This window comes from Alteromonas sp. ABH2_165 (genome assembly GCF_056159945.1).
This window is the reverse complement of record NZ_JBSWWF010000001.1, coordinates 590,279-613,647: the sequence shown is the minus strand read 5'-3', so window position 1 is coordinate 613,647 and position 23,369 is coordinate 590,279. Positions and strand designations below refer to the sequence as shown.

Here is a 23,369-nt window from a genome sequence, read left to right as displayed (position 1 = left end):
GCGGCGCTTCTTGAGTTCAGAAAGGTAATTTAAACAGAAATAAGACACTCTGACGGGTTTCAGAGTGTCTTAGCAAGGGAGTATTTAGCGGAAATCTCCGGCGTCAAGTTCATGTTTTTTCATCAACTTGTGCATATCGGTGCGGTTGCGACCAGCCAGCTCAGCCGCGCGAGTCACATTACCGTCGGTCATTTTAAGCAGTTTGTGCAGATACTTCTGCTCAAATGCATCCCGCGCTTCGGTAAGGGTTGGCCAGCTCTGACGGGTCGCCGACAGTGCTTGCTGAACAAGGTGTAACGGAATAACCGGCGTCTGGGTTAACGCCACACACTGTTCAACCACGTTAACCAGTTGACGCACGTTACCCGGCCATTCAGATTTCACCATTAACTGCATGGCGTCGTCGGAAAACTGCGTCACGTTAACGCCATGACGCTGCCCACTTTGTTGCAACAAGGTGCGCGCCAACAGCGGAATATCTTCGCTACGTTCTTTCAACGATGGCAGCTTCAGATTCACAACATTCAGGCGATAGTACAAATCTTCCCGGAAGGTGCCCTCTTCCATCTCTTTGTGCAAATCTTTATGGGTGGCCGAGATAATACGTACATCAATATCCACATGCTTAGCGCTACCCACTGGGCGAATTTGACGTTCCTGCAGAGCACGCAATAATTTAACTTGCAGTGTCATCGGCATGTCACCAATTTCATCGAGGAACAGTGTGCCGCCATCCGCTTCGCGGAACAGACCCGGATTCGCATGTACGGCGCCGGTGAAAGCCCCTTTCGCATGGCCAAACAATTCCGACTCCAGCAGGTTTTCCGGCAGTGCGCCACAGTTAATCGCAATAAACGGTTTGTCGCGACGATTGCTGGCGCGGTGAATCGCATTTGCTAACAATTCTTTACCGGTACCGCTAGCACCACTGATCAGCACGCTCACTTCACGCTGTGCGATGCGGAATGCCTGATCCATCACGCTGGTCATTTCCGGCGCGCGGGTAATGATGGCTTTACACCAATCTTCAGGTTGTACTGAAAGCGATTGGCTCAGCGCCTTTTGCAGTAGTTTTCTTAATTCATCATGGTCAACAGGCTTTGGTAAGAAACCAAACACACCCCGTTGCGTGGCCGCAACCGCATCTGAGATGGTGCCGTGGGCCGTCATTAAAATCACTGGAATATCTTTTCGTACGCCCATTATTTCCTCGAACAGACTTAATCCATCGAGTCCGGGCATGCGCAGATCGGATAACACCACATCAAAATCTTCGCTGCGGATTTTACGCAAAGCGGCTTGGCCGTCTTCGACCGCAGTGACTTGATAGCCTTCACCTTCAAGTCGGATGGTTAGCAGGCGTAACAGACTCTTATCGTCATCAACGAGTAGCAATCGGGCATTGCGTTCTCCGGATTTATTCATCGTTGGGTACTCCTGTTTTTATCCATCAGCGTTGCTTCTACTTTGAGCAACTCATCCATCTTCTTTGTTTGCACTTCTAAATCTTCTTCAAGCATCTTTATTTGTTTTTCTTTGTCGGTATTCACTCTGTTTAGAATGACCAGTGCCGATTCCAACTCCAGCATTTCGCTGTTTGGCGCGTCGACAATGGTTTTCACCACAGCTTGCATTTCTGGCGTAAGTTGACTGACGACTTCCTCTAACCAGTGTTGAGCCCGCAGTCGAGACTGATACGGCGTGTCCGTGGGTAACGATAAAATGACTTTTTTAATTTTATCGTCAATGCCCTCGCCCAAATCAGCGATAGCTTGTTTACGTACAGGCCAGCGGGTGTTGTCAGCCTGAACCCATAAATTGACCCAATATAATAAGTCGCACTGATGTTCAAAATTGGCTGCGTCTTCGTCAACAAGACACAAGGAGTCGCTTTCCACGAGTTGTGGCGTTTGACTGTTGTCTTCAACCGGGATAACCGGCGCTGACTGATTCCCTTCTATTGCTGCGCACCCGCCTAACAAGACGACGATGGGCAACAATAATTTAATTCTCATTTACGTTTTTCCTTCTGCGGGATACTGACTCTGAAACACACATCAGCATAATCAACTTCAACAACAGCGACATCACCGTACATCAAGCGCGCGCAATCTGAGACGATAGACAGGCCGAGACCTGTTCCAATAACATTGTCATTTCTCGGATCGTCACCGCGGGTAAAGGGTTCAAATAATTTACCCACTTTTTCCTGCGGTATTTTTTTACCGCGGTTCGCCACGTCGAGCACGGCTACACAGTCCTGTTCATAAATATTGACTGAAATCGGCCTGCCAATAGCACCGTGGGCAACGGCGTTTGACACGAGGTTGTCGAGGATACGGCGGTAGAGTTCCTCGTCGACACTGACCGATTCAACACGTACATCCACCGTCACTTCTCTGTCTTGAAGCGCCAGTGCATAATCTTCTACACAATCACGTACGAGTTCGGCAGGATCGATACTGGTGAATTTAGGCTCGGCCTGTTGTAGCAAGAGGTTATAGTCAAGTAACTTTTCCACCAACGTATTCAAGCGCTGGGTACTGGAACTCAAAAGCGATAAAACTTCTGCCTGTTGGGGATTCAACTCCCCGACTACATTCTCAGATAGCAAGCTACAGCCTTCTTTAATACTTGCCAACGGGGTTTTTAACTCATGGGCCGCATGACGTAACAGCGCAGTGCGGATATGCTCAAGTTGTTGTAAACGTTCAGAAAGCCAGTGTAGATCTTTTTCCACACCAATAAGTTCAAACGGGGCTTTGGTTGAAAGAGGCGGCAACTCCCCCCGTTGGTGAGCGAGAATTTGAATGATCTGTTTCAGTTTGTTGACCGGCTTAACAATCAATTGGCTTCCTAACAGAATTAACAGTAATGACACCGATACCAACATGGCTGTAGACCAAGCTTGTTTGGCCTGCATGTTGGTCATGTCTTCACGTTGAATAGCCAGTCGAGCCTGAATGGATGCATCGACGTCTTTGCGCATAGCAATAACGCCATTACTTAACGATGCAAGATAGGCATTAAGTAATAGTTGATCGTTAATCGTGCGGAAATTTCGAAGTTGTTCGATTTGCTTAACTAATTGCTGACAGTTTTCGGAATTGTCGATGATGTCACACAAATCCTGCTGCGCTGAGGCAAACTGCGCAATGGCATTATCTGTCAAATCAGCCACGGTGGTGTTTTGTATGATGGCATATTGTCGAAGTGTACGCTCCAGGTCTGTCGCCGCACCTTCTAATTGCTGCATGAATCCCACTGCGGTAACCACGAACCGGGTTTCCGCCGTTGTCATACGGCTTACTTTTGCAAGGTCGCTTTGACTTTGCCACAACAGTGCAATGAGGGGAACCAAAGCCAGTATGAAACTGCCTAGGGTTAGTTGTCTGAGGGAACCAACTCGCAAAATTCGATCACTAAGTAAAATCCGGTTTTTCAGGATCGCACACCCCTATGATTGCCGCAATAGATGGCAACGCCAAAAACAGCGTAGCCATCGTAATTAAAACTTAGTTTGGCGTTTGCAAACTCACCAAAATCACTTCTTTACTACTTTCCAGTTCTTCCATGCTCAACAAACCATCACCGTTCTTGTCGATGCGACTGAACAAGCGCAATAATCGGGTGTCCGCTACGGCCTCTTTCAAGGAAATAGCGCCATCTTGGTCGTCATCTAAATCTGACAACATTGTTTCAACAGCATGGGCATCTGCCACGGCGACTGCCTGGATAGTGACGATGGTAAGTAGCAGCAAAAATAGTTTTTCAATACGTTTCATATCAGACCTCCTGTGCTCAAATATGCGTGAGCGGATGTATGGAAACGTAATCACTGCGTCAATACAGAAGCTCACCTAGCCATAAGTAAGCAGGAGTAATGCCAAACATTAAAATCAATTAAACATCAGAGACTTACAATAAGACCAATAAATAACAACATGTAGAGTGTTGCTAAATATCTACACACTGAAGATGGGATTTACTCAACGGAAGTTGTGTCATCCAAAAAATGGGAAAAGTTTTTCGGCAGTTCTATTAGTTTAGAAAGTGGAACAGGTTTGCTGAACAAAAAGCCCTGCACATGATCACAACCATGTTCATTGAGATAGCGCCACTGGCTTGGTTGCTCAATGCCCTCAGCACAGACGGTAAGCGCAAGGCGTTTTGCTAAATCAATGATCGACCCGGTTACCATTCGCGACCGATCTGAAGATTCTAATTCACAGATAAATTGTCTATCAATCTTTAATGTATCGATAGTGATTTGCGTGAGATAACTTAACGATGAATACCCGGTTCCGAAGTCGTCTAATGCAATGGCGCAGCCCATGTTACTCAAGCGTTTAAAAAACTTGTCAGCAGTATCAAAGTTTTCCAGGTAAGAGGATTCTGTCACCTCAAACTCGAAATATTCAGGGTGCACCTTATAGCGCTCGAACAATTCATAAATATCGTTGAATAGGTCGGTATGACGCAAATCGTGACCAGAAAGATTAATGGCAACTCTAAACTTATTGTCAACCAGCATCTGCAAATCAGGCAACTCCATGCAGACCCGCTCTATCATCCATTGCGTAATGGAAGAAATTCGTCCGCCCTGCTCTGCAATAGGAATAAATTCGCCAGGCATCACCATACCGTACTCTGGGTGCTCCCAGCGGATTAACGCTTCAAGACCTATGACCGCGCCATGCTTAGAGATTTTCGGCTGATAGTAAACGCGGAATTCATCATGACGAATCGCACTGTCGATACTGTTTGCCAGAGACATCTTGCGCTTATACGATTCCACCATATCAACGGTAAAGAGGGTATGGGTTCCCCGGCCTTTCGCTTTTGAGCGATACATGGCGAGATCGGCATTACTCATCAGTTGGCTAAGCTCGTAGCCTGCATCCGTGGCTCTGGCAATACCGACACTCACCCCCACAGACAACGCCAGTCCCCGCAGCATAAAGGGCTCTTCAAAGGCACTTACTAATTTTGTCGCCAGATTATTCAGACTTACATCGGACACATCGCGGTCGGGAACGATGATAAATTCATCGCCGCCGAGACGGGCCACTAAATCCCCTTCCCGCAATAAATTTTGCACCCTGTCGGCCACTTCAATCAGGATTAAATCCCCGGTTTCATGACCCAGTGAATCATTAATACTTTTAAAACCGTCAAGGTCAAAAAAGATGAGTGCTAAATCTTCTCGTAGACGTCTCACTCTCGCCAGTTCTAACCTGAGGTTATCCATGACAAACTGGCGGTTAGGAAGCGCTGTCAGGCTGTCGTAATTCGCAAGTCGCATCATGGTTTGCTGCTGCTCTACGAGTGTCGCGTTTTGCTCTTTATTGATGGTGAGTTCAACTTCTATCGTGTCTAGAAAGCTATTAATATTGCCAACGAGACTGCTGATTTCGCGACTTTTTCCAGGCAGGAAACGGGCTGTGTAATCTTTGCTAAGCGATATTTTTCGGGTGAAGTCGATGAGGTCTTTGAGTGGCTTCAAGAGCACTTGAATAATCGAAAAAGCGACAACAACAGCAATAATAATAACCGCAATGAGTTCAGGCAAAGTCTGAAACGCCAGGACCTGCTGACCTTGCTTTTTAACATCAGATAAATCACTGATAACGACCACTGTGCCCTCTACGGCATAATCACTTCCAATTTCCGACACGCTAAGAATGAGATCGTCGTCAGCAAGGACACCGTAGGGATGCTTTAAGGCCAGTTGTTTCATTTCCTCTGAACGACCGCTCCCGGAAGCACCAAGCAAACGTTTTTGTTCGTCGAAAATGTATGCAGCAATGATGGCCTGACTGTTTTCGAGCAGTGCCAACTCTCTATCGATGATGACGTTTTGTCGGCTAGCATCACTCTCGCTAGCTATTCGCATGGCGATATTGTCAGATAGGTTCGATACTTTTTGCTTTTCCAGCATCTCTATCCGTTCGTCCTGACTGCGCGCAGACAAATAGAACGTCGCCACTACGGAGACAGAGACTACCGCTGTTACCAACAGTGTAAGAGGCAATTTTATCGACCGGAACAAGGCGTCTTTCCTTAACTATCCTGCACACGCAAAAAGGCGCAGGCTACTCAGCATGATTTTCAGTTACCGAGAGCTTAGATTTTATAAACTGGCTGTGAGGTATATGCAGTAAATCGGCGATTCGCCGTATAATATGCTCCTCAATTGGCGCTATATTTTCGTCAGCATAGGCAACTTTCCACAGGTCGGTAAGAATATCCTGCTTTTCACCATTATTACACTTTTGATTAATAACTTGCGTGAATTGCACCAAATCCACCGCCTCTTCTGCCGATGATTGTCCCTCTTGCATTAATGTACTTAGCTCATCATCTGACAAGGAGAATTGCTCATTGAGCAGCGTTTTATAAGCTTCTAACTCGCGTGGATCGGCCTGCCTATCTGCACGAATGATCTCGCTTAGCAGTGCTGCGGTAGCCAATTTGACCGTGTGTTGTTGTGGTTTATCGTCGTGATTGTTGCGAAAAAGCTCAAGTACCGCTTTTAACATAGCTTTATGTCCGTTTGAGAAAAATTACCTTTATATACGCGCAAATTAACAAAATGTATTTTCTACTGAGGCAGGCTTCAAATTTAAGCCGATTAATCACGTGCCGTTTATTTCGCCATGGACAACCGCACACTTAACGTTGAACCATTATCACTGAATCTGACACTCTCGCAGAGTTCCCGTAAAAAACAGATCCCGCGGCCATAGCAGGCCGTTAGGCAATCTTCATCGAGCGCACTGACATCGAACCCGTCTCCCGAATCGGAGATGGTAATATCAAGGGCCGATTCTGAGGGTTTGAATAGAATTTTGAAGGCAATCTCACCTTCGGTCAGGTTTGCCAGAAGCGTGTCTCGACGCTGGTAATATTGATGAAAACCGTCAGGTGTCGATTTCAAATCAGAACTGAGTTTTAACACGCCATGTTCCAACGCATTATTAAACATCTCAGATAGAATGGTATACAAATCAGAGCGCACGAGCGTCATGCCGGGCTGGGAATTAATCATCTCCATCAAAGAAGTAATAATATGCGGGTTATTTAACTCTCTGCCTTGCAATGTCAGGTGTATTGAGTATGGCAGCTCATTTGTTGCGAAATCCTCTTTAAGTACTTCTAACGACTGACAGCTAAATATAACAATGGTGGTGTCATCGGCCTGAATGGTATCGGCACGGTATTCAGCCGCGCGTTCAAATAAGAACGCCGCAGTAATGGTTTCTGGACTGGAAAACCACGACATCACCCCCTCTTCGTCGGCCATTTTTCCGTGCTCATCCATGACTTCCATCAAACCATCGGTATACACCAGTAATTGGTCTCCCGGCTCTCCCTCAATAATTTCACATTCTGTGTCGAACTCGTCGGACTCCAGAATGCCTAATGCCATGTGTCTCGACACCACTTTATACATCGATAGATTGGTCGATGATTTAAGTAACAGAGACGGCAGTCCGCCATTCCATATGTTAAATCGGCACCCGCTTGCATCGACTTCGATAACCGCGGCGGCACAGAACATATCAGGCGGTAACAGTGACCCGAGGGTCGTATTCAGTTGCGCAGCAATTTCGCCAGCAGAGTAGCCTTTTCGCGCCAGAAACCGAAACGTACGACTTACCGGTAGCACACCAATGGCAGAAGCCAAACCATGACCGGTAAAATCTCCCACCAGAAAATATAGCCCGCCTGCAGGACTCGATTCACAAAGGAATACGTCACCATTGAACACCGCCGCAGGTGAAAGACTGAAATCAAAGAAGTCAGTAACCAGCTCTTTATTCACAATGGCGTTATTGAATATGTGTTCGACGATAGCGTGCTCACGATCGACACTTTGTTGAAAATAGCGTAGCGACTGGTTTTGTTGTTCAATTTTGCTGGTTAGTTGGCGAATTCGGTCATGGGCGCGAATTTTTGCCGCGAGAATAAGCTTGTCGAAAGGCTTGGCAACAAAGTCATCGCCCCCAACTTCTAAACATCGCGCCAGACTTTCTTTGTCATCAAGAGAAGTAATGAAGATAACAGGCAGGTAATTGTCCCCAGCCATTTCTTTAAGTACAGGCGCAACTGCGAAGCCATCCATGCCCGGCATCATTACATCGAGTAACACCAGATCAGGTTGCACCTCTTGGGCTAATTGAATGCCCTGCTGCCCGTCTTTTGCTTCGTAGCAATCGGTGTACCCCTGTTCTTCGAGCATATGCAAAAGAAGAAAGCGATTCAGCGACTCGTCATCGATAATCAGAATTTTCAAACGCCATCCCCATCAAACATAGCAGGAAGATAATCACTGACCATTAACTTATGTCGAATTTCTTATCAAAACGCGAAATTGTTAATATGCGCGCCACTTGCGGGCGACAATGCGTTATTTTATAAGCGAGGGATCTTTCACCTAGCGATTTCTGCATGTTTAACAGCATGCCTAACGCTGAGCTATCCATATATTCGGTTTGCCCCAAATCAACCTCTACGATTGTAATGTCTTCAGGTAAAGACTGATAGGCATCTCTGAACTCCTGTACTTTGCCAAAATCGAATTTATCATCCAACTTGATCACCCAAGTTGCATTATCATCAGCCAAATTTGCTGTAATCGTCATCCATTCTTCCTTTAAAGTAACCTTGATTAAGCGTAGTCCCATATTATTACTTTATGAAAGTAAAAATGGCGATAAAGTATAATTCTATTGGGTTTTACTCTGTATTTTCCTTATTATAACAACCATGTGAGCGATTCGCGCTCGACGGATGCACGATAAAACGTTGGAGTAGCAAAGCGTTACCTCAGCGGGATATACGATAGTAAACAGAGATATACATATGCACGACTCAAAATTGGTTTACAGTACAGACGGTGGCAAAATTCAGGAGAAGCGACCTGAAATGAGCCGCTCTGTTTCCAAAGACGGTATTGTTAGAATTCACCGTGAAACGAAGGGGCGCAAAGGAAAAGGCGTTTCTATCATTCAGGGGCTGGACTTAGATGAGAAAAGCCTGAAGAGCCTGTGTACAGAATTAAAAAAGAAGTGTGGTTGTGGCGGCGCAGTCAAAGACGGTGCCATTGAAGTGCAAACCGACGACCGGGAAAAATTACGCAGTTTGCTTGAGCAAAAGCAATTTACTGTAAAACTGGCCGGTGGATAGAGCAAATCCCAACTACAATTAGATATACACGTGTTTAGACGTTTAGCTGAGTATTAGAAGAATGGAAAAACTATCAATCTCTGACCTGCACATTGTGTTGGTTGAGCCTTCAGACACACAAAGAAAAATCATTACCAGCCTGCTGATGCAGGAGAATGTTCGCGAGATTGACGCGGTAAGTTCCATAGAAGAAGCGCGTAAAGCGATTGAAAGTCACAGTGCTGATCTTGTAGTGAGTGCCATGTATTTTGAAGATGGTACGGCGATTGAGTTACTTAAATTTATTAAGGACAGCACCGAGTACGCGTCTATTCCTTTCATGCTGGTTTCCAGTGAAAGTCGTACTGTAAAGTTAGAAGAGTTTAAGCAAGCCGGTGTTGCGGCTATTTTGCCAAAACCGTTTGAGCCATTACACCTGTCGCGAGCGCTGAATGCCAGCCTCGATTTGATCAACCACGATGAGCTGGATCTTGACCTGTTTGATGTACAAGAAGTGCGGGTACTGCTGGTTGACGATAGCCGTCTGGCCCGCAATCATATTCGTCGTGTACTGCAAGGTATGGGGCTGAAAAAAATTACTGAAGCAGAGAATGGCGCGATGGCGCTAACGCATATTAAGGATGCGGAGTTTGATTTAGTGGTGACAGACTACAACATGCCTGAAATGGACGGTCGCGAGTTGTCCGAGTTTATTCGCTACAACCCGGAAACAGCGCACATTCCAATCATCATGGTCACCTCAGAATCACAAGACAGCGTGCACATGGCGAACATTCAGCAAACTGGGGTTAACGCTTTGTGCGATAAGCCTTTCGAGCCAACGGAAGTGCGCGCAATGCTAGCGGCATTGCTCGGAGAATAACGTAAAAGTCTACGCGTAAAGCAAAGTGGCATAGCACAGCGTATACGAAAGGAGAAGCCCCTCCCCACTGATGATATGCTGCAGGCGTATAAAACTATTGACACTTAGGCAACATCGCCTTAAAGTCGAGCTATGAAAACGAATATCAAACACACTAACGCATTCTTTTTTGGTTTTATCACCTTCAAATGAGGGAGGATGCGCCGTGTGTATGAACCTCCCACCGGGAGGTTTTTTTTTGCCAAGAAAACGGGTTTTAAAAAATGTCAGATACGGCTTTGGACGCAGTAAGAAAACGCATTACAGAATTAGACAGTCAATTGCTGACTATGTTGGCTGAACGCCGCCAGCTTACCAATGAAGTAGCAGAAACAAAAATTCGCCACGATATCCCCGTGCGCGATGTAAAGCGAGAAGAACAATTGCTTTTTCGCCTAATTAAAGAAGGCAAGAATGTGGGACTCGACCCCCATTATGTTACTCAGGTTTTCCACGTTATTATTGAAGATAGCGTGCTGAATCAGCAAGCCATGTTGGCAGAACACGCCAACCCGGGCAGCACCCTGCCGCTTAATCGTGTGGCGTTTTTGGGCGATAAAGGCTCTTACAGCTACCTGGCCACGCAGAAGTACTTTTCCCGTCGTCCCGGTGAACTGGTTGAAATGGGATGTCAGAGCTTTGCCGAGATTGTTCAGAAAGTTGAAAAGAACGAAGCTGACTATGCGGTACTGCCGATTGAGAATACGACTTCAGGCAGTATCAATGAAGTGTACGACCAATTACAACACACTCAACTCAGCATTATTGGTGAACTGACTCACCCTATTCGTCACAGCCTTTTGGTGTCTCAAGACACTGCCATCGCAAACATTAAAACGCTCTATGCGCATCCGCAGGTATTTGCACAATGCAGTCACTTCCTCGCCGAACTGGGCAATGTCGAAGTGAAAACCATGGAAAGTACAGCGCACGCAATGATGGCAGTCAGTGAACTTCAACGTGATGACGTTGCCGCCATTGGTAGCGAAGCGGGTGGTAACTTGTATGGTTTAATGGCAATTAAATCGAACCTGGCTAACCAGAAAGAAAACCACAGCCGCTTCTTTGTTGTTTCTCGCGACCCCGTGAATGTGCCGTTGCAAGTGCCAGCCAAAACTACGGTAATTATGTCTACAGTGCAAAAACCAGGTGCACTGGTGGAGGCCCTCACGGTACTGAAAGATAACAACCTGAATATGACAAAACTAGAGTCACGCCCAATCACTGGAAACCCGTGGGAAGAGATGTTCTACATTGATTTTGAGGGCAACCTGGAAGATGGTCCTGTCCAAACCGCAGTGGAAAGTTTGAAAAAGCTCACTCGCTACCTGAAGGTACTGGGTTGTTACCCAAGTGAAGAAGTCAGTCCGACAAAAGTGGCAGCCGCAAAAGCGCTGACCCAGGTTTAAACGAATTCATCAGATAAAAAAGCACCAACCGGTGCTTTTTTTATGACTTTCTTAACATCTCGTCGTCATCAGCTTTGAGTAACAATTGCTTGCTGTCGACAAGGCACTTGCGGGCGTAGTCGCCGAACCATTCACCAATACGATTAAACTCGTTGATGAATTCTTGCTTATCGCCTTTGTCCAATAACGCCAGTGCATTGCCAAAACGCTCGTGGAAACGTCGCAATAACGCAAAGTTATTTGGATTGTTATAGATAATGTCAGCATACAACTGCGGTGACTGCGCGAAAAGACGGCCCACCATGGCAAGTTCAAGACGGTAAATGGGAGAACTAAATACGGTCAAGGTCTCTAAATCCGGACCTTCGCCTTGCAAATGCGCACCATAAACAAAGGTGTTGAAGTGACGCATCACCTGAATGAACGCCATTGCCTGATCGTGTTCCTGTGCGGTGCTTCGATGAATGGTTGCACCCCAGGTTTTCATTTGTTCAACTAACCATTGGTATTTGCCTTCACCACGGCCGTCACAAACCACCACCACTTGTTTAATCATGCCGGGGGCATCAGGGCCAAACATGGGATGCAAACCGACCACAGGCCCGTTATGGGCAGCCAACATGGCGTTAAGCGGCTTTTCTTTAACACTGGTGATATCGGCTAGCACACAATGCGCAGGTAGATTATTCAGCCGGGCAATAACCCCTTCAGTAATGGTGATAGGCACTGCAACTAAGACCAAATCGGCACGAGCAAATGCTGCTTTAGCAAGTTCAGAATCCCAGTCGTCTTTTTCAACAACCGCTACCTGATAGCCTGACTTCTCAAACAGACTGACAAAGACTTTACCCAACGCACCAGCGCCCCCTACCACAACAATCTGTTCTACCGCAGGATTAATACAGCGATAGCGATTGTTCTGGGTGTGATAAGACTCGCGCATAATGCGACGCAGTAAATCTTCAGTGAGATCCGGTGAAACCCCCGCTTGTTCCGCTTCTGCGCGTCGTGAAGCAATTAGCTCCTTTTCACGCTCGGGAACGTACACTGGCATTCCGGTTTCAGCCTTTATCTGACCAACTCGTGTCGTCAGTTCAGCCCGGCGGGCGAGTAATGAAACGAGCTCGGAATCGAGCTCGTCAATGCCTGACCGCAGGGCGGCCAGTTGTTTGGAATGATCCGTCATATTGCGACTCAAAAAGCGCTGCAACCTTAGGCTACAGCAGAACGTTTATTCTGACGCAATGGTAACACAGTTATCAGTTTATCTCTGGTTTGTGTGATCAGATTGTCCGTGGTTTCCCAGTCAATACAGCCATCGGTTATAGATACGCCGTAGTCCAGTTCATCAACGGGTACGCCGTCACCTTTCTGGTTACCTGCATTGATATGGCTTTCCAACATAATGCCAATGATCGACTGGTTACCTTCTAGGATTTGATTTACAACATTTTGCGCCACCAGTGGCTGACGACGATAATCTTTGCTTGAGTTAGCATGACTACAATCCACCATCAGACCTGCTGTTAAACCGGCTTTTTCTAAATCAACTTCACAGTCAGAAACACAAACCGAATCGTAGTTTGGTTGCTTACCACCGCGCAGGATGATGTGACCGTCAGGGTTACCGCTCGTTGAAATAACGGCGACTTGCCCTTGTTTATTGATACCCATGAAGTTGTGGCCAGAGGCTGCAGATTTCAGCGCATTCACCGCGATATCGAGGCTTCCGTCGGTACCGTTTTTGAAGCCAACAGGCATAGACAGGCCAGACGCCATTTCGCGGTGCGTCTGAGACTCTGAAGTCCGTGCTCCAATGGCACTCCAACTGAATAACTCGGCCAAGTATTGCGGGCTAATTGGATCTAGCGCTTCTGTTGCCACAGGGATTTCCAATTCAGCTAACCAGATCAATAATTCGCGGGCTTTACGCAGGCCGGTTTCAATATCGAAGGTGCCATCGAGGTGCGGATCGTTGATTAGCCCTTTCCAGCCTGTTGTCGTACGCGGCTTTTCGAAATACACACGCATAACAATAAACAGTGTATCTTTACAGGATTCATGAAGCTCTTTAAGACGCAGAGCATAATCTTTCGCGGCATCGATATCATGAATAGAGCAAGGGCCACAAATCACCAGTAAACGGTGGTCGCGACCATGAATGATGTCAGAAATTATTTTTCTGGATTCAGAGATAGCCGACAGGGCGGTTTCTGAAACCGGCAGTTCTTTGGCTAAATCATCAGGCGTAATTAGCACTTGTTCTGCGCTAACGTGAACGTTATTTACGTTGTCCTTTATCATGAGACTCTCTTTACTTGGATAGGTTACTGACCAAATTGCTAATTGGCCCTTTGTGGTTGCACACGTGCAACTCATATTTTTATTATGTTAGCTCAGGTGTAAACTTAAGATTACAACAAGACTTGGTATTTATTGCCTAGGCTCGTTGACTTTTTATCAATTTTTGATAAAGGCCGCAACCATGATGATAGACTTTTTTGACTAAAGTCTGAGGGATTGGTTCATCATGGTCTGTTAATGCCTACCAACTATTTCACCGTCTGCGATGACGGCATCGTCCGCAATAACGGCTCCTGGTAAAATAGTCACTCCATTCCCTATAGTTACGCGCTTACCAATGATAACCGGCCTTGCCTTTTGCCAACCCTGCAAGCGCGCTTGCGGCGATTTATGATGTTCGACACTCGTAATGACAACCCCATCGCCTATTATAGTCTCTGCGCCAATTTTTACTGATGCACCATCCAGAATGGTTAAAAACTCACCAGCGGTAAAGATGCCATCACTGTTAATTTGAAAACCGTAGTCACAGGCAAAGTGGTTTCCAATTACCGCCTCAACATTGGGAAGCAATGCGCGCTGCAACAGCTTACGCCGTTCGCCTTGAGCCTGATTAAATTGTTGGCACTGTCGTTTTATCTCCCTCCGAAAGTTCGCCAAGGCTTTACTGTTGGTTTGATACCATTGCCCGGTTGTCATCAGCTGCCAATTTTCGTCGTCAAAAAGTGCGTTGCCTGACATAACTATCCTCCTGCACCAGATAAACATAATTGTATCACTCCCCTTAACGAGAACCTGACAAATGTCACCTTCAGGATGTGATGGTTGTGACTAAACAAGGCTAGACCTCATCCGCGCAAAAAAAATGCCCGCTGTAAAAGCGGGCATTTATAAGAGGTTCAGAACAAATTAATAGTCCCAGCTTACCGTCAAGCTGTAGTTAGTCGGTGAACCGTAGAACGCCTGTTCTGTGCGCACTGAGCTTAAGTATTTTTCATCCGTAATGTTATCCATATTCAGACTGAACGATAAGTTATCATTGAAGCTGTAGGTAACATAACCGCCGAGAACAGCATAAGCATCCTGCGTAATTCGGCCATAGCTTGATGTGAAGTAAGTTTCACTCTGATAACGGGCAGAAAGGCCCATGTTCAGTTTCTCGTTCCACGCTGGCGCATAGTCGGCCAGCAGTTTAAACGTGCGGCGAGGAATGAAGGTGCGGGCTTCATCGCCGTTTTCTTCATCCATACTCAGTACGGTCAAACCACCCTGAACAGATAATTCATCGGTGATGGCACCGGACAATTCAATTTCAAAACCGTTAGAATCGACAGACACACCACGATAGAGGGCATAATTAAAGTCATCAGAATAATCGTCATCATCAACGCCGTCGCCATCGTCGTATCCGAGGAACTCATACAGGTTTTCTTGTTCCGTTCTGAACAACGCAACAGTCAGCAGGAAGTTGTTGGCAAACTCTTTCTTAACGCCCATTTCATAACTGCGACCCTCTGCAGAACCCAGTGGTTGCAAGTCTTCGTTCAGGTAATACTGTGGCTGATAGATATCGCTGTAACTACCGTAAACATTCAAGCCTTCCAATACTTCCCAGGTAAAGCCAATGTATGGGCTGCTGCCGTCCTCGGTTGTCGAGGTTGATGCACCCCAGGACTCACCTTCGTTTTCATAGTCAACAAAACTCACGCCAAGTACCAAATCAAGCGCATCGGTAACCGCGAGCTGTACTGAACCGTAAAAACGGTTTAATGAAATGTCGGTATAACCCGCTTGGTAAGGCGCCGCCCATTCAGGTAAAGCGACTTCACTGCCAGTCCAACCAGGTAACGCTGGCATAACATCAAAACCGCTCAGTGCACCGTAATCCATATCACTGGTTTCTGCGTCGGCCACGCTAATACCCACATTGAAGGTATGTTCCCGGCCCCAGGCTTCAAACGCACCTTGCAGGTTGTTGTCCCAGATTAACGTTTTGTCTTCAGCATCATATTTACCCGGATAACCCAGCATGCCTAAACCTGTTTCAGCGTCTAAGCCGGTGTTGGAATAGGTGTAAAATAACGCAGAGTGATCTTCATAGCGGATGTGATTCAGCTTAGACGTGTATTGCAGATTGTCGTTGATAAACCAGTTTAGCTCGGCAAACGCGGTTTTATTCAATGTATCCCAATAGGTCCAGTCCATCGCCGTTGTGGTAGAACGGTCGAAATCAACCTGGGTGCCATCGGAATAGATTAAAGGCACTGCACCCCATGTTACACCGTCACTGTTGTTATCCTGGTGCGAGTAGCCGAACATAATCGTAACGTCATCACTTAGCTGCCCGTCAACGATACCGTAAAATACGCTGCGTTCATTTTCGTACAGGTTCAGCCAGCTTTCTTTATCTTGATGCGCAACAACGACACGGGCCGCCCAGCTACCAGAATCTGTCAATGGTGTGGAAATATCGGCGACAGTTCGCATGTTTGCCCAACGTCCCAGTGTAAAATCAACACTGGCTTCGGTTTCGTTACCAGGGCGTTTGCGCACATAATTAACAGTACCGGATGGATTTCCCAGACCGGTGATGAGGCCATTTGAACCGCGGATAAATTCCACTTTTTCATAAATCGCAGTGTCTAAATCGCCGACAAAAATATCACCAAAGGGAATACCTGAACCGTCGATATGCATACTGGTGATGTCAAAACCGCGAGCATTGAAGTAAGTACGGTCGGTTTCTGACTGGTCTACGTTAATACCGGTCACCTGCTTGAACAGACTATTGATATCACTTAAACGGTAATCTTCAATCAGCTCGGATTCTAGGATCGACAATGACTGAGGAGTATCAAAACTATCCAGGCCCAGCCCTGTTGCACCTGAACTGATACGCTGGACGCGACTTTCAACGATTCGGATAACTTCAATATTATCTTCATCCGCTGCTACTTCGCTGTTATCTACCGCTGCATTTTTCGCCTGTACTGCCATCGCCAACATAATAGGTGAAAGCGCAAATACTTGCTTTTTAGTCATTGTGAAACCTGCTCTTAACCAATTTTAAAATTCGAACGGCATTATAGAGAGGTTAGAAGGAATTTCAAATGATAATTATTATCATTAGTATTAGATAATCATTATTTATTAGAAAATACAAAAAAGCCCGCTTAAAGCGGGCTTTTTCATAGTTAACAGTAACGCAAGGATTAGTAATCTTAGTTAAGCTTCTCTTTGATACGTGCAGATTTACCTGAACGCTCACGCAGATAGTAAAGCTTAGCACGACGAACTGCACCACGACGTTTAACTTCAATAGAAGAAACCGCCGGGCTGTGTGTTTGGAACACACGCTCTACGCCTTCGCCGCTTGAAATTTTACGTACGGTAAAAGACGAGTGAAGACCACGGTTACGCTTAGCGATAACAACACCTTCGTACGCCTGAAGACGCTCTTTGTCACCTTCAGTAACGCGAACTTTTACAATTACTGTGTCACCTGGACCAAACGCAGGAACATCAGTTTTGAGCTGTGCTTGCTCAATTTTCTTGATGATATCTTGACTGACTTTGCTCATCATATCCTCTCGTCCTAGTTAACTGTCATCTTGCTGCAACTGCGACTTGAATACTTCAAGAAGACGCTGCTGCTCCTCAGTCAGAGCTAGGTTGTTTAATAACTCAGGGCGACGCTGCCAGGTTCTACCTAACGATTGCATTTGTCGCCACTGTCTGATTTTTTCGTGATCACCACTTAACAACACAGGAGGAACCGCTTTCCCGTCGAGCACTTCAGGCCGCGTATAATGCGGACAATCCAATAACCCGTCGGTGAAGGAATCTTCAATGGCAGACGCCTGATGACCGAGTACACCCGGCACCATTCTGGCTACCGCATCCATGAGCACAAGCGCTGGCAGTTCGCCGCCGCTTAACACGTAATCCCCTACTGACCATTCTTCGTCAACATGGGCCTCAATGACGCGCTCATCGATTCCTTCATAACGCCCGCAGATAAAAATCATGCGGTCGTTGGTGGCAAGGCGTTTAACCCCTGCCTGATCCAGCTTTTTACCCTGTGGTGATAAGTAAATCACCTTTGCATGTTCACCGCCGGCCTGTTTAGCCGCGGCTATGGCGTCAGTTAAAGGCTTCACCATCATCAACATACCAGGACCACCGCCATAAGGGCGATCATCTACCGTACGATGACGATCGTGGGTGAAATCACGTGGGTTAAACATCTCGACATCCAGAATGCCTGATTTAACAGCTCGCCCTACCACGCCTTGTTGCATGAAGGGAGCGAACATATCAGGAAACAAACTGATAACGCCGAACCATTTCTCCGCAGTCACTAGAACCCCGGATCCCAGTCTACCGTAATCACACTCTCAGCCTTATTGACCGATTTGATGACGGAATCCATCACAAACGGCAATAATCTTTCTTTTTGACCAAATGCGTCGTTCACCTTAGCGCGGACCTGCAAAACGTCATTTGCGCCGGTGTTAAACACATCTTTCACCACACCCAGATTGTAACCTTGCGTAGTTACCACCTGCATGCCGGTGAGCTCCCGCCAGTAAAATTCACCTTCATCTAATTCAGGTAACTGGTTTTCGTTAATCGCGATGTCGAGATTCTTGATACGCTCAGCGTCGTCACGACTCTCTACACCCACAATTTTCGCCACCAGACTTTTACCGTGAGGTCGCCACTGGTCAATTTGATATTCTTTACCATCACTGAGTTGCCACGGTGAGTAGTCAAAAATACCCTCTGGCACATCAGTAAAGCTGTTGATCTTGACCCAACCTTTCACACCGTACGGCGCACCGATTTTGCCAACAATCACTTTGTCAGACGCTTGACTCATCTCTACCTACCAGAATTAAGCGCAGCTTACGCTGCTGCTTTTTTAGCTTCTTTTACCAAGCTGTTAACGCGCTCAGATAAGCTAGCGCCAACACCAACCCAGTACTCTACACGTTCCAGATCTAAACGCAGACGTTCTGCTTGACCTTGTGCAGTTGGGTTAAAGAAACCGATGTTTTCGATGAAACGACCGTTTCTTGCGCGGCTGCTGTCAGCCACAACTACTTGATAAAATGGACGCTTTTTCGCGCCACCACGCTGTAAACGAATAGTAACCATAGTTGCCTCAAACTCGTTGTAGCGTTACCGTTAACTTACCCCTTGAAAAACACAGAAAAATCCAGTGCCAGCAAGAAGGCCGCGGAATTATACGGATATGGAAGGGAAATGCAAGTTTAGTGAAGAAAAAAGCGCCGTTATCTGACCCTTTAAATACGGGTTATCCTGCGGTTCAAAGTGTTTTATGAATAACCGAGTACGGCAGACTCCAAACGTGCAGCATATAAAGCAGCATTGTATCCACAGAGATATGTTCAGTGGCGGTAAGTTTATCACGTAATAACGGCTTCAAAAGGTTTATCAGCAGTGCCATGCCGTCGGTATTGTCGCGTTCGGCAAACTGCTCACCATGCAGTGTAACCTGTGTTTTCAGTTCTTCATTTTGGATGAGCTCAGGCGCCCGCAGATACATTTCAGTGAGCAGCAGCAGGGGAAAACGGGTTTGAGTGAGATGAGCAAGTGATGCCTCATCTTTTATTTTATCAGTATCGATATCGTTAAATAGGGATTCAGCCACGTGGAACAGCGCCTGTTTCTGGTCATCGGTGAATTTACTGATGTCAGCATTACCGAGTGCGCAAACCTGTCCATTTACACACTGCATGTGTTGCTTCAACAGTGAGAGCGGTGCAAATAAAGGAGAAGCTGTGGCCTGTGCGGCCACATCCGGCGCTTCCACGGGCAACATGGCGGCAATGGATGATATTATTTCTAATTGTTCATTCAATAAGGTGTGAGAGCACGGTTTCGTATACCAGCCATGGACAACTTGACTGCCTTGTAACACCAAGTTTTCATCAGCTTGACCAGACAATATAAACCGCGCAATACAGGGCGATATTTCACTAATCTGCTGTAAAAACTGAACGCCATTCATCCCTGGCATAATAGCGTCTGAGAAAATCACATCCGGTTGAATGTCCTGCAGTGAATCGAGGGCTTTTTGTGGTCCGTCTGCAATGCTTATTTTCCAACCTGAACGGTAGAGGGCGCGCCGAATACCATTTAGGATCATGGGTTCATCATCAACAAATAAGATCTTCACGGCTTTCCTCATTTTCGCTGTGGAAATTCCCCTGCTCTACCGGCAGTACAATATTAAATGTCGTGCCCTGCCCCGGCTCACTGTTTACCGTGATACTACCATGATGCTTTTCGATAATAATGGCATACGCTAAAGACAATCCTTGCCCAGTGCCTTTGCCTGGCGGCTTAGTGGTAAAGAATGGTTCAAAAATGCGATTGCTGATTTCCCGACTCATTCCTACGCCATTGTCGGCAATGGTGATAGTGACTTCGTTTTCGCGGCAGAACACGTTGACAGTAATGTGCCCTTTTGCAGCGGAATCGCGGCCATACCTTTCTTCCACCGCGTGTGCTGCGTTAACAATAAAATTCAGTACAACCTGATTCACTTCATCACGACTACACGTAATCAAAGGTAGATCTTCGTCAAACTCCGCGCTCAGGTCTGCCACATACCGCCATTCACTGCGTGCCACAGTGATAGTGGCATTGATGGCTTCCTTGAGGTCGACTTTGGTCATAGAGTCGTCGCCACTGTGGGAAAAGGACTTCATTGCACTAACGATTTTCGCAATGCGTTTTAGGCCCTCGGAAGATTGCTCAACTGCAACTGGAATTTCTTCGATAAAGAAGTCGATGTCTTCATCTTCGACAAGTATGGCAAGTTCGCTTTTCAACAGCGCCTCTTGTTCACTGTTGGCGGCCTGTAAAAACTCGCGGGTTTTACTCACAACAGCAAGGCAAGATGCTGTCGCGCCTTGTAAAAATGACATGTTGTCAGAGACATACTGGGTTGGCGTGTTAATTTCGTGGGCAATGCCTGCAGCGAGTTGGCCAATGGATTCCATTTTTTGCGCCTGGCGAAGCTGATCTTCCAACGCGAGACGCTGACTCACATCCCGAATTACTACATTATAGAGTTGAGCATTTTCCGTCACCGCTGTCATCGGGGAATAATTCACCTCACAAGACAACACGCTGTCGTCCGCACACCGCCCTTCTAGCTGGGTGACTTTGTCTTCGCTTTCAACATCCTCAATTAGCCACGCTAATTTAAAGCCAGGTAAAATTTTATTAATGTCTGCATGCCTAAGCTCATTCTGTTTTGTGTATCCAAACATTGTCAGGCCAGCATGATTGACCATACTAATACGGCCATTTTTGTTAATTATCATTAACCCATCAGCGAGATGTTCAACAATGTCTTTTTCCCGAGCAGCGCTGACCCTTGCAACAAGTTCAGCCGCCTGCAAACGTTTATCAACAATAGAACCTAGCAAGGTAGTAGCAAAAATCACGAACACTAAGCCCGTGATGGTAAGTGCGAGTATTGCCGAACCGCTGTGTTCTTCGTGATGCAACACGTCAACACCGGTAGCAACATAAAAATGAACCGCAGACATGGCGACATAATGCATACCGGCTATTGCCATACCCATCACCACAGCACAGGCAATCAATCCAGGTTGGCCGATGACATTATTTTTTTGCACGTATACCAACATAAAAATAGCGATTAAGGCTAACAGGTACGCACAACCAATCGAGGTGATAAACAGCCAGGGGTTATACACCATATATGCCTGGGTTTTCATCGCTTCCATGCCAATATAATGCATCGCGCCAATACCTAGTGCTAGGGCAAGAGCACTAACATGAATATCCAACGAAGAAAAACGCTGCGACGCCAAAATTCTTGCGGCGATATAAGCTCCGCACATTGGCGGAACTATCGACAAAACAGTAAGTACCACATTAAAAGACATACTAATCGGCAGCATGAACGCCAGCATGCCGGTAAAATGCATGGCCCATACACCTAACCCAAAGGCAACGCTTCCAAACCATTTCCACAACCTGTTGGCTTCAGCCTGACGAGTCTGCCATACACGTTTAAACACTACGATTAATGAGTAAGCGGCTAAGGTAGATACAAGTAAAGAAAGGAATAATATGAAAGGATTGTAGCTCGCCGTTACTTCAGTAAAGTAAGCAGAATCAGGTACGGTAAAACGCCATAAATCCATTAACTCGCTTCCTTATCGAATGTCTGATCATCGTCATCAAAATAGACTTTTATATGCGTACTCGCGTTCAACAGTCCGTTGGCAACGCACCGTGATAACAATTGACGAAACGACGCTGTGATAACTTGGCCCGATGGCGCAAGCCGCCTACCAGAAGCTGTCATGAGGGGTTCTGCGACCACCATGCCAACATCAATTTCTTCCAGCGATACCTGGAGTACATCGTGCTGCTGAAAAAGTAGCGCATTAAAGGCTTCAAGAATTCTCTTATCGTATTTTGACTGCACACCATGCATGTGTTTTATTGCATCGGAAAACGACATTTCTGCATCGCGAAGATCTAGAAAATCATTCACCACTTTCAGCATGCGGGCTCCCAAAGGAATGTCTTCTCCTTTTACGACGTCTTTGGGAAAGCCCTGCCCATCGAAACATTTATCCTGATAAAGAATACTTCGCGAAATGGACTCAAACCGGGGAATTTGCGCGAGCAGGTCGTGGGCTAATCCTGCGTGCTGCTCCATTAACTCCGCTTCGGCATGAGACATTGCCGACGTGCTATCCCGATCAGCTTCGATGCTGGGAGTGAGAATGGCGCCCAGCCTGGAGAGTTCTATCATGGGTTCAAATGTCCAACTGGGTTTAAGCCCCATCTGTCGAACGAGTTGCATCATGTAATTTTTTACCTGCACATTCCTCGTCACAGTACCGGGATTAACCAGCCCAATCACCTCTGACAGAACGTTTACAACGCCGCTGACGGTATCGTTTAGCAGTACTTTCTCGCTCATCAATAATTGATGCTGACGAAAACCGGCAGTAATGACGGAACGAAGAGCGTCGACAGAGCAAGGCTTGGTCACGAAACGAAACACGTCTCCTTCGTTGACAGCATCAACGGCTGTTTGCAAATCGCCGTTTCCGGTAAGCATGATTCTAACCACATTCGGAAAGCGCTTTTTCACCACTTTAAGCAGTGCTAAACCGTCCATTTCAGGCATTTGCATGTCGGTAACCAATACCGCGTATTCTGTTTCAGACAACATTTTCAGCGCCGCCATACCACTATCTGCGACGTCAAATGCAAATTGCCCTCTAAGGTTACGCTTAAACGAAGCTAGCACGTTGGCTACATCATCAACTAACAGCGCTCTTTCTGACATTAAAATTCCTGACTCATTTTGCAGTTCGCTTGCGACAACGTTGAGAGATTCACGGACAAGGGTTATGCATTAACTATGGTCAAAGACGCCAGAATTTCAAATCTACAGGCATAAAATTTGTTAGGTATTTAGTCGTGCTGAATACCGTAATGGTCGGATCTCGCAGACCGAACTCTCACCACTAACG

Annotated in this window: 22 protein-coding genes; 3 read left to right on the top strand and 19 right to left on the bottom strand. The window is 46.4% G+C overall.

From position 1 onward, the window contains the following. Nucleotides 1-84: 84 nt before the first annotated feature. The 8 genes from ACXAFQ_RS02635 to ACXAFQ_RS02600 form a co-directional block, all read right to left on the bottom strand. On the bottom strand, nt 85-1,425 hold the full coding sequence (locus ACXAFQ_RS02635) for a sigma 54-interacting transcriptional regulator (protein WP_474818028.1): 1,341 nt from the start codon (nt 1,423-1,425) through the stop codon (nt 85-87). Next, a complete protein-coding gene (locus ACXAFQ_RS02630; RefSeq protein WP_474818026.1) occupies nt 1,422-2,015 on the bottom strand; it encodes a hypothetical protein in 594 nt (197 codons plus the stop codon). The genes ACXAFQ_RS02635 and ACXAFQ_RS02630 overlap by 4 nt, the downstream gene beginning before the upstream one ends. Beyond that, nucleotides 2,012-3,415, bottom strand: coding sequence for a sensor histidine kinase (locus ACXAFQ_RS02625; RefSeq protein WP_474818401.1), 1,404 nt, complete (start codon nt 3,413-3,415; stop codon nt 2,012-2,014). Before ACXAFQ_RS02625 ends, ACXAFQ_RS02630 begins: the two co-directional genes overlap by 4 nt. Nucleotides 3,416-3,515: 100 nt before the next feature. Next, on the bottom strand, nt 3,516-3,785 hold the full coding sequence (locus ACXAFQ_RS02620; protein WP_474818025.1) for an EF-hand domain-containing protein: 270 nt from the start codon (nt 3,783-3,785) through the stop codon (nt 3,516-3,518). 200 nt (nt 3,786-3,985) lie between these two features. Beyond that, complete coding sequence (locus ACXAFQ_RS02615) at nt 3,986-6,034, bottom strand: putative bifunctional diguanylate cyclase/phosphodiesterase (RefSeq protein ID WP_474818024.1); 2,049 nt, start codon at nt 6,032-6,034, stop codon at nt 3,986-3,988. Between the two features lie 61 nt (nt 6,035-6,095). Next, entirely contained in the window at nt 6,096-6,542 is a 447-nt protein-coding gene (locus tag ACXAFQ_RS02610) for a tellurite resistance TerB family protein (protein WP_474818022.1), read from the bottom strand. Between the two features lie 107 nt (nt 6,543-6,649). Next, nucleotides 6,650-8,299 carry a SpoIIE family protein phosphatase gene (locus ACXAFQ_RS02605; protein ID WP_474818021.1) on the bottom strand — a complete coding sequence of 550 codons (1,650 nt, stop codon included), beginning with the start codon at nt 8,297-8,299 and terminating at the stop codon, nt 6,650-6,652. 43 nt (nt 8,300-8,342) lie between these two features. Next, nucleotides 8,343-8,648 carry an STAS domain-containing protein gene (locus tag ACXAFQ_RS02600; protein WP_474818020.1) on the bottom strand — a complete coding sequence of 102 codons (306 nt, stop codon included), beginning with the start codon at nt 8,646-8,648 and terminating at the stop codon, nt 8,343-8,345. Nucleotides 8,649-8,868: 220 nt separating this feature from the next. On the opposite strand from ACXAFQ_RS02600, the gene yciH reads away from it, so the two are divergent. From yciH to pheA, 3 genes are all read left to right on the top strand, one after another. Then, on the top strand, nt 8,869-9,192 hold the full coding sequence (gene yciH / locus ACXAFQ_RS02595) for a stress response translation initiation inhibitor YciH (protein ID WP_474818019.1): 324 nt from the start codon (nt 8,869-8,871) through the stop codon (nt 9,190-9,192). A 61-nt stretch (nt 9,193-9,253) separates the two neighbouring features. After that, on the top strand, nt 9,254-10,054 hold the full coding sequence (locus ACXAFQ_RS02590; RefSeq protein WP_474818018.1) for a response regulator: 801 nt from the start codon (nt 9,254-9,256) through the stop codon (nt 10,052-10,054). 263 nt (nt 10,055-10,317) lie between these two features. Then, nucleotides 10,318-11,502 carry a prephenate dehydratase gene (gene pheA, locus ACXAFQ_RS02585; RefSeq protein WP_474818017.1) on the top strand — a complete coding sequence of 395 codons (1,185 nt, stop codon included), beginning with the start codon at nt 10,318-10,320 and terminating at the stop codon, nt 11,500-11,502. 40 nt (nt 11,503-11,542) lie between these two features. Here the strand turns inward: pheA and tyrA are convergent, their stop codons facing one another. The 11 genes from tyrA to ACXAFQ_RS02530 form a co-directional block, all read right to left on the bottom strand. Next, nucleotides 11,543-12,688: a bifunctional chorismate mutase/prephenate dehydrogenase gene (gene tyrA, locus ACXAFQ_RS02580; RefSeq protein ID WP_474818016.1), complete on the bottom strand. Its 1,146-nt coding sequence runs from the start codon at nt 12,686-12,688 to the stop codon at nt 11,543-11,545. 26 nt (nt 12,689-12,714) lie between these two features. Then, entirely contained in the window at nt 12,715-13,806 is a 1,092-nt protein-coding gene (locus ACXAFQ_RS02575; RefSeq protein WP_070126896.1) for a 3-deoxy-7-phosphoheptulonate synthase, read from the bottom strand. 234 nt (nt 13,807-14,040) lie between these two features. Next, a complete protein-coding gene (locus ACXAFQ_RS02570) occupies nt 14,041-14,547 on the bottom strand; it encodes a maltose acetyltransferase domain-containing protein (RefSeq protein ID WP_474818014.1) in 507 nt (168 codons plus the stop codon). Nucleotides 14,548-14,715: 168 nt separating this feature from the next. Then, a complete protein-coding gene (locus ACXAFQ_RS02565) occupies nt 14,716-16,848 on the bottom strand; it encodes a TonB-dependent siderophore receptor (protein ID WP_474818013.1) in 2,133 nt (710 codons plus the stop codon). A gap of 179 nt (nt 16,849-17,027) precedes the next feature. Further along, nucleotides 17,028-17,387 (bottom strand): 50S ribosomal protein L19, encoded by a 360-nt coding sequence (gene rplS, locus ACXAFQ_RS02560; RefSeq protein WP_105936106.1) that lies wholly within the window; start codon nt 17,385-17,387, stop codon nt 17,028-17,030. A gap of 18 nt (nt 17,388-17,405) precedes the next feature. Continuing rightward, entirely contained in the window at nt 17,406-18,167 is a 762-nt protein-coding gene (gene trmD / locus ACXAFQ_RS02555) for a tRNA (guanosine(37)-N1)-methyltransferase TrmD (RefSeq protein WP_474818012.1), read from the bottom strand. Further along, nucleotides 18,167-18,688, bottom strand: a complete 522-nt coding sequence (gene rimM / locus ACXAFQ_RS02550; RefSeq protein WP_474818011.1) for a ribosome maturation factor RimM — start codon at nt 18,686-18,688, stop codon at nt 18,167-18,169. Before rimM ends, trmD begins: the two co-directional genes overlap by 1 nt. A 26-nt stretch (nt 18,689-18,714) precedes the next feature. Further along, a complete protein-coding gene (gene rpsP / locus ACXAFQ_RS02545; protein WP_070126901.1) occupies nt 18,715-18,966 on the bottom strand; it encodes a 30S ribosomal protein S16 in 252 nt (83 codons plus the stop codon). 172 nt (nt 18,967-19,138) lie between these two features. Then, the gene (locus ACXAFQ_RS02540; RefSeq protein ID WP_474818010.1) at nt 19,139-20,011 is read right to left on the bottom strand and encodes a response regulator; all 873 of its coding nucleotides are present in this window, start codon (nt 20,009-20,011) and stop codon (nt 19,139-19,141) included. Next, entirely contained in the window at nt 19,992-22,019 is a 2,028-nt protein-coding gene (locus ACXAFQ_RS02535) for an MHYT domain-containing protein (RefSeq protein ID WP_474818009.1), read from the bottom strand. The genes ACXAFQ_RS02540 and ACXAFQ_RS02535 overlap by 20 nt, the downstream gene beginning before the upstream one ends. After that, nucleotides 22,019-23,182: an HD domain-containing phosphohydrolase gene (locus ACXAFQ_RS02530; protein WP_474818008.1), complete on the bottom strand. Its 1,164-nt coding sequence runs from the start codon at nt 23,180-23,182 to the stop codon at nt 22,019-22,021. Before ACXAFQ_RS02530 ends, ACXAFQ_RS02535 begins: the two co-directional genes overlap by 1 nt. Nucleotides 23,183-23,369: the final 187 nt, after the last annotated feature.